The 12,207-nt window shown below is 67.0% G+C and carries 9 protein-coding genes and 6 tRNA genes; 9 read left to right on the forward strand and 6 right to left on the reverse strand.

Annotated elements, in window-relative coordinates; translation table 11 throughout:
- Positions 1-15 precede the first annotated feature (15 nt).
- From DIS04_RS15115 to DIS04_RS15135, 5 genes are all read left to right on the forward strand, one after another.
- Positions 16-957: a ribose-phosphate pyrophosphokinase gene (locus tag DIS04_RS15115; protein WP_176342835.1), complete on the forward strand. Its 942-nt coding sequence runs from the start codon at positions 16-18 to the stop codon at positions 955-957.
- Between the two features lie 97 nt (positions 958-1,054).
- Positions 1,055-1,699, forward strand: coding sequence for a 50S ribosomal protein L25/general stress protein Ctc (locus DIS04_RS15120; protein WP_111414624.1), 645 nt, complete (start codon positions 1,055-1,057; stop codon positions 1,697-1,699).
- Between the two features lie 86 nt (positions 1,700-1,785).
- On the forward strand, positions 1,786-2,367 hold the full coding sequence (gene pth / locus DIS04_RS15125; RefSeq protein WP_111414625.1) for an aminoacyl-tRNA hydrolase: 582 nt from the start codon (positions 1,786-1,788) through the stop codon (positions 2,365-2,367).
- 72 nt (positions 2,368-2,439) lie between these two features.
- A complete protein-coding gene (gene ychF, locus DIS04_RS15130; RefSeq protein ID WP_111414626.1) occupies positions 2,440-3,531 on the forward strand; it encodes a redox-regulated ATPase YchF in 1,092 nt (363 codons plus the stop codon).
- A gap of 85 nt (positions 3,532-3,616) precedes the next feature.
- A tRNA-Met gene (locus DIS04_RS15135) sits at positions 3,617-3,693 on the forward strand.
- Between the two features lie 56 nt (positions 3,694-3,749).
- On the opposite strand, the gene DIS04_RS15140 is transcribed toward DIS04_RS15135, so the two are convergent.
- A complete protein-coding gene (locus DIS04_RS15140; RefSeq protein ID WP_111414627.1) occupies positions 3,750-5,048 on the reverse strand; it encodes a M18 family aminopeptidase in 1,299 nt (432 codons plus the stop codon).
- Positions 5,049-5,176: 128 nt separating this feature from the next.
- Between DIS04_RS15140 and DIS04_RS15145 the strand changes: the two genes are divergently transcribed.
- Positions 5,177-7,249: a carboxy terminal-processing peptidase gene (locus DIS04_RS15145; RefSeq protein WP_111414628.1), complete on the forward strand. Its 2,073-nt coding sequence runs from the start codon at positions 5,177-5,179 to the stop codon at positions 7,247-7,249.
- A gap of 337 nt (positions 7,250-7,586) precedes the next feature.
- On the opposite strand, the gene DIS04_RS15150 is transcribed toward DIS04_RS15145, so the two are convergent.
- The 5 genes from DIS04_RS15150 to DIS04_RS15170 all read right to left on the reverse strand — a co-directional run bounded on the left by DIS04_RS15150 (position 7,587) and on the right by DIS04_RS15170 (position 8,236).
- Positions 7,587-7,662: transfer RNA gene (locus tag DIS04_RS15150), tRNA-Asn, on the reverse strand.
- Between the two features lie 86 nt (positions 7,663-7,748).
- Positions 7,749-7,824 (reverse strand) — tRNA-Asn (locus DIS04_RS15155).
- 30 nt (positions 7,825-7,854) lie between these two features.
- Positions 7,855-7,930: transfer RNA gene (locus DIS04_RS15160), tRNA-Asn, on the reverse strand.
- Between the two features lie 30 nt (positions 7,931-7,960).
- A tRNA-Asn gene (locus DIS04_RS15165) sits at positions 7,961-8,036 on the reverse strand.
- A gap of 123 nt (positions 8,037-8,159) precedes the next feature.
- Positions 8,160-8,236: transfer RNA gene (locus tag DIS04_RS15170), tRNA-Met, on the reverse strand.
- A gap of 162 nt (positions 8,237-8,398) precedes the next feature.
- Here DIS04_RS15170 and betI point away from each other — a divergent pair.
- The 3 genes from betI to betA are packed head-to-tail and all read left to right on the forward strand — an operon-like array spanning position 8,399 to position 12,193.
- Positions 8,399-9,025: a transcriptional regulator BetI gene (betI, locus tag DIS04_RS15175; protein WP_179951283.1), complete on the forward strand. Its 627-nt coding sequence runs from the start codon at positions 8,399-8,401 to the stop codon at positions 9,023-9,025.
- Positions 9,022-10,491 carry a betaine-aldehyde dehydrogenase gene (betB, locus tag DIS04_RS15180; protein WP_111414630.1) on the forward strand — a complete coding sequence of 490 codons (1,470 nt, stop codon included), beginning with the start codon at positions 9,022-9,024 and terminating at the stop codon, positions 10,489-10,491. Before betI ends, betB begins: the two co-directional genes overlap by 4 nt.
- Before the next feature lie 10 nt (positions 10,492-10,501).
- Positions 10,502-12,193: a choline dehydrogenase gene (gene betA / locus DIS04_RS15185; RefSeq protein ID WP_111414631.1), complete on the forward strand. Its 1,692-nt coding sequence runs from the start codon at positions 10,502-10,504 to the stop codon at positions 12,191-12,193.
- Positions 12,194-12,207 lie beyond the last annotated feature (14 nt).

Genomic DNA, 12,207 nt, shown 5'->3' on the forward strand with positions numbered 1-12,207 from the left:
CATAGGTGGATGCGCGTGTCAAAATTGATGGTTTTTGCCGGGAATGCCAATCCCGAACTTGCCCAGAAGATCGCCGAGAGTCTCGACACTCGCATGGGTAATGCCACGGTCGGGCAGTTCAGCGATGGCGAGATCGCGGTCGAGATCAACGAGAACGTTCGCGGCAAGGACGTCTTCATCCTGCAGTCCACCTGCGCCCCGACCAACGACAACCTGATGGAGCTGATCCTGATGGTCGACGCCCTGCGTCGGGCCTCGGCCACCCGGATCACCGCCGTGGTGCCCTACTTCGGCTACGCGCGCCAGGATCGCCGGGTACGCTCCGCCCGGGTGCCGATCTCGGCCAAGGTGGTGGCCGACATGATGGTCAAGGCGGGCGTCGACCGGGTGATGACCATGGACCTGCACGCCGACCAGATCCAGGGCTTCTTCGACGTGCCGGTGGACAACGTCTACGGCTCGCCGATCCTGCTCGACGACATCGAGCGCCAGAACTACGACGACCTGGTGGTGGTATCGCCCGACGTGGGCGGCGTGGTCCGCGCCCGCGCCATCGCCAAGCAGCTCAATGCCGACCTCGCCATCATCGACAAGCGTCGCCCGCAGGCCAACCAGGCCCAGGTGATGCACATCATCGGCGAGATCGAGAACCGCACCTGCGTGGTGGTGGACGACATGATCGATACCGCCGGCACCCTGTGCAAGGCCGGTGACGCGCTGAAGGAACATGGCGCGCGCCGCGTGGTGGCCTATGCCACCCACCCGATCCTCTCGGGCCCGGCGGTGGAGAACATCACCGGCTCGGTGCTCGACGAGGTGGTGGTCACCGATACCATTCCGCTGTCCGACGTCGCCCGTCGCAGCGGCAAGATTCGTCAGCTCAGCGTGGCCGGTCTGATCGCCGAGGCGATCCGCCGCGTCAGCAACGAGGAATCCGTCAGCGCCATGTTCCACTGAGGATGGCGCCGGAGTAGCGCCCCACCGGGGCTTTCGGGAACGTCGCGATCAGGTCGCGGGTCGCACGCCTCCCTTACCTTCAGCAAGAGGCAACAACATGTCCGATTTCACACTCAATGCCAGCGTTCGCAACGACCTGGGGAAAGGTGCGAGCCGCCGCCTGCGTCGTGCGAACCTCGAAGTGCCGGCCATCGTCTACGGTGGCGAGAAGGCCCCCCAGCCGATCTCCCTCGAGAAGTCCGCCTTCTACAAGGCGATCGAGGACGAGGCCTTCTTCTCCTCGGTGCTCAATCTGGTCATCGACGGCAAGAGCGAGCAGGTGGTGGTGCGTGACCTGCAGCGTCACCCGTACAAGCCGCTGGTCACCCACGCCGACTTCATGCGCGTGGATGCCACCCACGAGATCACCATCAGCGTGCCGCTGCACGTGGTGGGCGAGGAGAAGTCCAAGGGCATCAAGGACCAGGGCGGCGAGCTGCACGTGCTCTCCAACGAAGTCCAGATCAGCTGCCTGCCGAAGGACCTGCCCGACTTCCTCGAGGTCGATATCAGCGACATCGAGATGGGCACCACCCTGCACCTCTCCGACCTCAAGCTGCCGGCCGGCGTCACCCTGGTCGAGCTGACTCACGGCGCCGACCACGACAACGCCGTGCTGAGCATCACCAAGCCGAAGGGCCGCAGCGAGGCCGAAGAAGGCGAGAGTGAAGGCGAGGAAGACGAAGAAGGCAGCGCCGAGTAAGCGCCCGCCGTCGGGGCCGCCTGCCAGGCGGCCCCACCCCGACCCGATCAAGCGCTGCGGCGCTTGTTTTCGTTTGGAGGTCCCACATGCCCCAGGTCAAGGCGATCATCGGGCTGGGCAATCCCGGTGACAACTACGCCGCCACGCGCCACAACGCCGGCGCCTGGCTGGTCGAGATCCTGGCCCGCCAGGCCGGCACCGAGCTGCGCCCGGAGAAGAAGTTCCTCGGCCTCTACGCCAAGGTGCTGCTCGACGGGCAAGAGCTGCACCTGCTCGAGCCCACCACCTTCATGAACCGCAGCGGCGCGGCCGTGGCAGCGCTGTGCCAGTTCTTCAAGATCGCCCCCGACGAGTTGCTGGTGGCCCACGACGAGCTCGACCTCCCCTCCGGCACCGCCCGCTACAAGCAGGGCGGCGGCCACGGCGGTCACAACGGCCTGCGCGACATCATCAGCGCGCTGGGCGACAAGGGCTTCAACCGCCTGCGCATCGGCATCGGCCACCCCGGCGACTCGCGCCAGGTGACCAACTACGTGCTGGGGCGCCCCGGCAAGGCCGAGCTCGAGGCCATCGGCGCCGCGCTCAACGAGTGCCTGGCGACGCTGTCACTGGCCGTGACGGGAGACTGGGCCCGTGCCATGAGCCGGCTGCACAGTTTCGAAGGCTGAACGGCCTTCGAGGCTGTTCTAGAATAGCGCCCAGTCGCGAGCGCCACCCGCCATTTCACTCAGGACATCACCATGGGTTTCAACTGCGGTATCGTCGGCCTGCCCAATGTGGGCAAGTCGACCCTCTTCAACGCCCTGACCAAGTCCGGCATCGACGCCGAGAACTTCCCCTTCTGCACCATCGAGCCCAATGTCGGCATCGTGCCGATGCCTGACCCGCGGCTGGACCGGCTGGCCGAGATCGTGAAGCCCCAGAAGGTGATCCCCACCACCATGGAGTTCGTCGACATCGCCGGGCTGGTGGCGGGCGCCTCCAAGGGCGAGGGGCTCGGCAACCAGTTCCTCGCCAACATCCGCGAGACCCAGGCCATCGCCCACGTGGTGCGCTGCTTCGACAACGACAACGTGATCCACGTGGCCAACCAGGTCGACCCGCACGCCGACATCGAGACCATCAACCTGGAGCTGGCGCTGGCCGACCTCGACACCGTCGAACGCGCCATCCAGCGCCTGGTCCGCGTGGTCAAGGGCGGCGACAAGGAGGCCATCGCGACCAAGGCGATCCTCGACCGCATCCAGCCGCACCTGGCCGAGGGCCTGCCGCTGAGAAGCGCAGGCCTCGACGACGACGAGAAGCGCCAGCTCAAGAGCTTCGGCTTCCTGACCCTCAAGCCGACCATGTACATCGCCAACGTCAACGAGGATGGCTTCGAGAACAACCCCTACCTCGATATCGTCAACGAGATCGCTGCCGAGGAAGGCGCCGTGGTGGTGCCGGTGTGCAACCAGCTGGAGGCCGAGATCGCCGAGCTCGACGACGAGGAGCGCGCCATGTTCCTCGACGAGATGGGCATGGAGGAACCGGGGCTCGATCGCGTGATCCGCGCCGGCTACCAGTTGCTCGGCCTGCAGACCTACTTCACCGCGGGAGTCAAGGAGGTGCGTGCCTGGACGGTCAAGATCGGCGCCACCGCCCCCGAAGCCGCCGGCGTGATCCACACCGACTTCCAGAAGGGCTTCATCCGCGCGGAGGTGATCGCCTACGACGACTTCGTCACCCTGGGCGGCGAGCAGGGGGCCAAGGATGCCGGCAAATGGCGACTCGAAGGCAAGGAGTACGTCGTTCAGGACGGCGACGTGATCCACTTCCGCTTCAACGTGTGAGGAAGCTGCCTCTGCACGCGCCCCGGATATCGACGTGAACCTTGACCTGGATGGGACGAATCCGTAAACTTCGCCTCCGTTGATTGGCTACGTAGCTCAGTTGGTTAGAGCACATCACTCATAATGATGGGGTCCCCTGTTCGAGTCAGGGCGTAGCCACCAGAGCTCGAAAAAAACCCGGCGCCCTCTGTGGGCGCCGGGTTTTTCATGGTGGCGACTCAGGCCAGCCGCGGGCGATTGGCGAAGGCGACCAGCGCCCGGGTCAGGTAGTCGACGTCGTGACTGCCCGCCGTCTCGCGGATCGAGTGCATGGCCCACTGCGGCACGCCGACGTCCAGCGTCGGCACGCCGAGCTCGGTGGCGGTGATCGGCCCGATGGTGCTGCCGCAACCCATGTCGGCGCGGGTGACGAAGGTCTGCACCGGCACCCCGGCCTCGCGGCAGAGGTCGCGGAACAGCGCCGCGGTGGCGCTGTTGGTGGCGTAGCGCTGGTTGGCGTTGACCTTGATCACCGGGCCACCGTTGAGCGCCGGCCCGTGGGCGGCGTCATGCTTGTCGGGGAAGTTGGGGTGCAGGGCGTGGGCGTTGTCGCAGGAGATCATCCGCGAGGCCTGGATCAGGCGGATGAAGCCCTCGTCGCCGGGCTCGCCGAGCTGGGCATTGACGCGACGCAGCACGTCGCCGAGGAACGGCCCCTGGGCACCGCAGGCGCTGGCGCTGCCGACCTCCTCATGGTCGTTGGCGACCACCGCCACGCCCTGGCTGCCGTCGCTTTCCAGCAGCGCTTCCAGGCCGATGAAGCAGGAGAGCAGGTTGTCCAGGCGCGCGCTGGCTACCAGCTCGCCGGCGACCCCCACCAGCGCCGGCGGCTGCACGTCGTGCAGCGCCAGTTCGAAGTCGAGAATCTCGACCCCGGAGATACCGTGCTGGGCCTCCAGCCACTCGAGCAGCAGCCGCGGCAGATCGGCCTTCTCGCCGCCCTGCAGGCACACCGGCGGCATCTGCGTCTGGGCATTGATCGCGCGTCCGGCGTTGACGTCGCGATCGAGGTGGATCGCCAGGCTGGGGATGATGGCGATCGGCCGATCCACGTGCAGCAGCACACCCTCGAGGCGGCCGTCGGGGTGCCGCACGTGGATGCGACCGGCCAGCCCCAGGTCGCGGTCGTACCAAGGCGCCAGCAGCGCGCCGCCGTAGAGCTCGACGCCGAGCTGCAGCCAGCCCGACGCGGTCTGGGCGGCATGCGGCTTGAGCCGCAGCCCGGGGCTGTCGGTATGGGCACCGATCATGCGCAGCGCCTCGAGCCCGTCATGAGGCAGCTGCAGCGCCACGATGGACGAGCCGTTGCGCGTGACGTAGACCCGCTCGCCCGGCGAGAGCTGCCAGGCCTGGCTCTCGTCGAGGCGTCGAAAGCCGGCGGCTTCGAGCCGCTCGGCCATGGCGGCCACGGCATGCCACGGCGTGGGGGAACGGTGCAGAAAGTCGAGCAGGCGCTCGAGACGGGCTTCCCGAGACATGAGGGTCCTCATCTGGGGTCTAAGGTTGACGCGAGAGCTGCTACAATGCGATGTCTGCTTTTGGCAACTCACAGGGCATACGCTTGTCTAGGGAAGGAAGTGTACACGAAACCAGGGGTGCTTCATCGATGAGCCAGTTTGTCGTTATTCGGCGCACAGCGGTCCTGACGCTGGCGTTGCTGCTGTCGTGCGCTCAACTGGCGCTTGCTCAGATCCAGCCCGGCGAAGATCAGCGCCAGGCCGCCGTGGAGGTGGCCGAATCGCTGCGCTATGGGCATTACGCCGACACCGCTCTCGATGACGCCTGGTCGCGGCTGGCCTTCGAGCGCTATCTCGACATCCTGGACGGCCAGCGTGCCTTCCTGCTCGAAAGCGACGTCGAGGAGTTCAGCCACCTCGAGGAGCGCATCGACGACATGCTCTTCGAAGGCGAGCTGGAACCCGCCTACGAGCTCTACCAGCGCTACCACGATCGCGCCGAGAGCCGCTTCGAGTGGCTGCTGGACGCCCTCGACGAGGGGCTGAACTTTACCTACGAGACCGACATGCGGCTCGATCTCGATCGCCGCGACGCCGACTGGGCCACCAGCGAGGCCGAGCTCGAGGAGCTGTGGCGCAAGCGCCTGAAGAACGACGCCCTGACCCTCGACATCAGCGGCCAGGACGAGGAGCAGGTGGAGAACAACCTGCGCCAGCGCTACGAAGGACAGCTCACACGCCTGCGCCAGACCAACGGCGAGGACGTGTTCGGCCTGTTCATGGCCGCGGTGACCAGCAGCATCGACCCGCATACCGAGTACCTCTCCCCGCGCCAGGGGGAGTCGTTCGACATCCAGATGCGCCTGTCGCTGGAGGGCATTGGCGCCATGCTGCAGTCGGACGGCGAGTACGTGAAGGTCACCAGCCTGGTGCCCGGAGGCCCGGCGGATCGCGCCGGCGTGCTCGAGCCCGCCGACCGCATCGTTGGCGTCGGCCAGGAGGACGAGGAGGAGATGGTCAACGTCGTCGGCATGCGGCTGGACGAGGTGGTCGACCTGATCCGCGGCCCCAAGGGCAGCGTGGTGCGTCTCGATGTCGTACCGGCGGAAGCCGTCGACATGACACGCTCGCACGAGGTCGAGATCACCCGCGACACCGTCGACCTCGAGGACCAGGCGGCACATGGCGAGGTCATCGAAGTAGAGCGGGACGAGGGCGTGCAGCACATCGGCGTGGTCACCATCCCCACCTTCTACGTCGACTTCGATGCCTGGCAGGCCGGCGAGGAGGAGTTCCGCAGCACCACGCGAGACGTGGCGCGCGAAGTGGAGCGTCTCAAGGGCGAGGGCGTCGACGGTATCGTGCTCGACCTGCGCAACAACGGCGGCGGCGCCCTGCAGGAAGCCAATTCGCTGCTCGGCCTGTTCATCGACCGCGGGCCCACCGTCCAGGTGCGCGACGCGCGTGGTCGCATCAGCCTGTACGGCGATACCGAGACCGGCACCGTTTACGACGGCCCGCTGGCCGTGCTGGTCAACCGCCTGTCGGCCTCGGCCTCGGAAATCTTCGCCGGCGCCATCCAGGACTACGGCCGCGGCCTGGTGCTGGGCAGCGCCACCTTCGGCAAGGGCACCGTGCAGACCCTGAACGACCTCAGCCACGGCCAGATCAAGCTGACCCGCGCCAAGTTCTACCGCATCTCGGGCGACAGCACCCAGAATCGCGGCGTGGAGCCCGACATCCTGTTCCCCGACATGATCGACCCGGAGCGAATCGGCGAGAGCAGCCTGGACAACGCGCTCGAGTGGGATACCGTCCAGGCCGTTCAGTACCGCCAGTACGGCGAGCCGTGGGAGTATCTCGAGACCCTGCGCTCGCGGCACCGCGAGCGTGCCGAATCCCACCCCAACTTCGTCTACCTCAAGGAGCGGGTGGAACTGGCACGGCGGCTGCGCGAGGAGCAGACCAGCGTCAGCCTGGATCGTGAGCGTCGCCAGCGCGAAGTGGAGAGCCGCGATGCCGAGCAGCTGGCGCTGGAAAACCGCCGCCGCGAGGCCCTGGGCCTGGAGCCGCTGGAGGAGCTGGTCGATGCCCGCAGCGAGGAGGGCGAGGACGATGCAGAGAGCGACGAGCCGGTGGACCGGGTCCAGGTGACCGAAGCCGCCGCCATCCTCGCCGACTACGCCGAGCTGACCGAGCGACGCCTGGCCGGCCGCCTTTGACGGCCCCTCCCCCCCCGGGGCGGATTCCAGCCGCGAACCCGCCCCGCTTTCGCGCGCGGACGCCCGGGCCGCCGGCCGCCACGCTTCGACGACGCCCCCCTGTCCGCGACGTCACCATCGGTGGCGTACCCACTGGTGATCGAGATGTCCTGCCGGGACCGACTCCAGCGACACTGCCACGAACGGCATGGGCGTCTTCACGCGGGCGCATGAGACGTGCAGAACCGGGCCACTCGACTCGACCCCGACCGAGACGCTGAAACGTCGCCACCGGGCAGGCAGCACCAAGGCTGGCGGGTCACGCGGTCAAGGCGAGGCTGCGGCGATGACGAGGAACTGGCTCCCGGAGCAGGACTCGAACCTGCGACCCAGTGATTAACAGTCACTTGCTCTACCGACTGAGCTATCCGGGAATGGTGCGATCAGGAAGCGGCGGGCTTCTCGGGTGGGACTGCGGGCCGTTGACAAGCTGGTGGCCCTTGACAAGCCGACAAGCTGATGGCTCCTCGAGCAGGACTCGAACCTGCGACCCAGTGATTAACAGTCACTTGCTCTACCGACTGAGCTATCGAGGAATGACGAACGTCAGGATCAGCGGTGTTCAATGGCTCCCGGAGCAGGACTCGAACCTGCGACCCAGTGATTAACAGTCACTTGCTCTACCGACTGAGCTATCGAGGAATGACGAACGTCAGGATCAGCGGTGTTCAATGGCTCCCGGAGCAGGACTCGAACCTGCGACCCAGTGATTAACAGTCACTTGCTCTACCGACTGAGCTATCCGGGAATGGCCCTGAACACGGTGCGTAGTATACGGATCGCTCACATAAGGTCAAGGGCGGATTCTTGCGCCGCGCCCAAGACGCATGACGCCCGCACGACAGGGTCGTACGGGCGTCATCGGAACAGCTGGTGGCTACGCCCTGATTCGAACAGGGGACCCCATCATTATGAGTGATGTGCTCTAACCGGCTGAGCTACGTAGCCTTCTAGGGAACAAGGCCCTTCAACGCGGCAGGATTATGCACGAAACGAGTCACCCAGGCAAGCCAGGCGTCGCTCCGGCTTTTTGTTGATTGAACGTTCAATAAAAAAATGCCATGCTGGGTAAAGACTACGCTCAGGCGTCGCATCAGAAGGAGTCAGCGGGTGCCCAAGACAGGTATGGAGCCAATCCGGCGCGACCAACTCATCAAGGCCACCATGGCCGCCATCGACGAGGTGGGCCTGGCCGATGCCACGGTGCTACGGATCGCCCGGCATGCCGGGGTGTCGGCCGGCATCATCAGCCACTACTTCGGCGGCAAGGACGGCCTGCTCGAGGCGACCATGCGCCAGATCCTCACCGACCTGGGGCAGGCGGTGGCGGAGCGTCGTCGCAAGCTGTCCAGCGCTTCCCCGCGCGACCATCTCGGCGCCATCATCGACGGCAACTTCGATCGCAGCCAGATCTCCGGGCCCGCCGCCAAGACCTGGCTCGCGTTCTGGGCCAGCAGCATGCACCGGCCGCAACTGCAGCGGCTGCAGCACGTCAACGACCAGCGGCTCTACTCCAACCTGTGCAGCCAGTTCCGGCGCCTGATGCCGCGCGACGAGGCACGCGATGCCGCCCGCGGCCTGGCGGCGATGATCGACGGCCTGTGGCTGCGCGGCACCCTCAGCCCCGATGGGCTGGATACCGCACGCGCCCGTCGCCTGGCCCACGCCTATCTCGACCAGCTGCTGGCCGGCCACGAGCCCTCCCCTGCCACCGCTTCCGCCAAGGAGACAGCATGACCGATTTCGTCACCGAGACGCTCTACATCGACGGCCGCCGGGAGCCGGCAAGCTCCGGCGAAGCCTTCGACGTCGTCAATCCCCATGACGGCAGCCTGCTGGCCAGGGTCGACCAGGCCAGCCCGGCCGACATCGATCGCGCCGTCGACTCGGCCCGGGAGGGCCAGCGCCGCTGGGCCGCCATGAGCGGCATGCAACGCGGCCGCATCCTCAACCGTGCCGTGGCACTCTTGAGAGAGCGGAATGACGAGCTCGCCGAGCTCGAGACGCGCAACACCGGCAAGCCGATCAGCGAGACCGCCGCGGTGGACATCGTCACCGGCGCCGACGTGCTCGAGTACTACGCCGGCCTCGCTCCGGCCATCGAGGGCGCCCAGATTCCGCTGCGCGAGTCCTCGTTCGTCTACACCCGCCGCGAGCCGCTGGGCGTGATCGGCGCCATCGGCGCCTGGAACTACCCCATCCAGATCGCCTGCTGGAAAGCGGCCCCGGCGCTGGCCGCGGGTAACGCCGTGGTGTTCAAGCCCAGCGAGGTCACGCCGCTGACCGCCATGAAGCTGGCCGAGATATTCACCGAAGCCGGACTGCCCGACGGCGTGTTCAACGTCGTGCACGGCGACGGCCGCGTCGGCCAGCTGCTGACCGCGCACGGCGGCATCGCCAAGGTGTCGTTCACCGGCGAGGTGGGCACCGGCAAGAAGGTGATGGCCGCGGCCGGTGGCTCGACGCTCAAGGACGTGACCATGGAGCTCGGCGGCAAGTCGCCGCTGATCGTGTTCGCCGACGCCGACCTGGATCGCGCCGCCGACGCCGCGATGATGGCCAACTTCTACTCCAGCGGACAGATCTGCACCAACGGCACGCGGGTCTTCGTCGAGCGCTCGGTAAAGGCCGACTTCGAAGAAAAGATCGTCGAGCGCGTGGCGCGCATCCGCGCCGGCGACCCGCTCGACCCCGATGTCAACTTCGGCCCGCTGGTCAGCTTCGAACACCAGGCCAAGGTGCTCGACTACATCGCGTACGGCAAGCAGGACGGCGCCCGCGTGCTGGTCGGCGGCGAGCCGCTGGACCAGGACGACTTCGCCCGCGGCGCCTGGGCCCCGGCCACGGTGTTCACCGATTGCACCGACGACATGCGCATCGTGCGCGAAGAGATCTTCGGTCCGGTGATGTCGATCCTCGCCTTCGACGACGAGGAGGAACTGATCCGCCGTGCCAACGACACCCATTACGGCCTCGCCGCAGGGGTGTTCACCGAGAGCCTCGCCCGGGCGCATCGCACCATCCATCGCCTGGAAGCCGGCATCTGCTGGATCAACACCTGGGGCGAGTCGCCGGCGGAGATGCCGGTGGGCGGCTACAAGCAGTCCGGTGTGGGCCGCGAGAACGGCATCGAGACCCTGGCCCACTACACCCAGACCAAGTCGGTGCAGGTGGAGATGGGACCCTTCGAGTCGGTGTTCTGAGGAGACGGCCATGTCCCAGATTCGTGAGTTCGACTACGTCATCATCGGCGCCGGTTCCGCCGGCAACGTGCTGGCCACCCGCCTCACCGAGGACCCTGGCGTCAGCGTGCTGCTGCTCGAGGCGGGCGGCCCCGACTACCGCTTCGACTTCCGCACCCAGATGCCTGCTGCCCTGGCCTACCCGCTGCAGGGCAAGCGCTACAACTGGGCCTTCGAGACCGACCCGGAGCCGTACATGAACGGCCGCCGCATGGAGTGCGGCCGCGGCAAGGGGCTCGGCGGCTCGTCGCTGATCAACGGCATGTGCTATATCCGCGGCAACGCCCTGGACTACGACAACTGGGCCAGCATGGCTGGCCTGGCGGACTGGCGCTACGCCGACTGCCTGCCCTACTTCAAGAAGGCCGAGTGCCGCGACATCGGCCCGAACGCCTACCACGGCGGCGACGGTCCGGTCAGCGTGGCCACCCCCAAGAAGGGCAACAACGAGCTATACCGCGCCTTCGTCGATGCCGGCGTGCAGGCGGGCTACCCCGAGACCGAGGACGTCAACGGCTACCAGCAGGAGGGCTTCGGCCCCATGGACCGTTTCGTCACTCCCAAGGGGCGCCGCGCCTCCACCGCGCGTGGCTACCTCGACCAGGCCAAGCAGCGCGCCAATCTCACCATCGAGACCCACGCCACCACCGACGTGATCGAGTTCGAGGGCAAGCGTGCCGTGGGCGTGCGCTACCTGCGCCGCGGCCAGGCGCAGCAGGTACGCGCCCGCCGCGAGGTGCTGCTGTGCGCCGGGGCCATCGCCTCGCCGCAGATCCTGCTGCGCTCGGGGGTCGGCAACCCCGAGCACCTGCGCGAGTTCGACATTCCGGTGGTGCACGACCTGCCCGGTGTCGGCGAGAACCTGCAGGACCACCTGGAGATGTACATCCAGTACGAGTGCAAGCAGCCGATCACGCTCTACCCGGCGCTGAAGTGGTTCAATCAGCCCAAGATCGGCGCGGAATGGCTGTTTCTCGGCAGCGGCATCGGTGCCAGCAACCAGTTCGAGTCGTGCGCCTTCATCCGCACCCATGATGCCGAGCCCTGGCCCAACCTGCAGTACCACTTCCTGCCCATCGCCATCAGCTACAACGGCAAGAGCGCGGTGCAGGCGCACGGTTTCCAGGCCCACGTCGGCTCGATGCGCTCCGAGAGCCGCGGGCGCATTCGCCTCACCTCACGCGATCCCCAGGCGGCCCCCAGCATCCTGTTCAACTACATGTCCAGGGACAAGGACTGGCAGGAGTTCCGCGACGCCATCCGCCTGACCCGCGAGATCATCGCCCAGCCCGCCATGGACCCCTACCGCGGTCGCGAGATCTCGCCGGGGCCGGACGTGCAGAGCGACGCGGAGCTCGACGCCTTCGTGCGCGAACACGCCGAGACCGCCTACCACCCCTGCGGCAGCTGCCGCATGGGCGAAGGCGACGACACCGTGGTCGACGGCCAGGGCCGCGTGCACGGCCTGGAGGGGCTGCGCGTGGTCGATGCCTCGCTGTTTCCGGTGATTCCCACCGGCAACCTCAACGCACCGACCATCATGCTGGCCGAGAAGATCGCCGACCGCATCCGCGGCCGCGAGCCGCTGTCGCCCTCCGATGCCCCCTACTACGTGGCCGGCGACAGCCCGGTCAGGCGCGAGCCACAGCGACGCCTAGTCTAGGAAACACTGCACAA

This window comes from Billgrantia lactosivorans, assembly GCF_003254665.1.
Classification (GTDB): domain Bacteria; phylum Pseudomonadota; class Gammaproteobacteria; order Pseudomonadales; family Halomonadaceae; genus Halomonas; species Halomonas lactosivorans.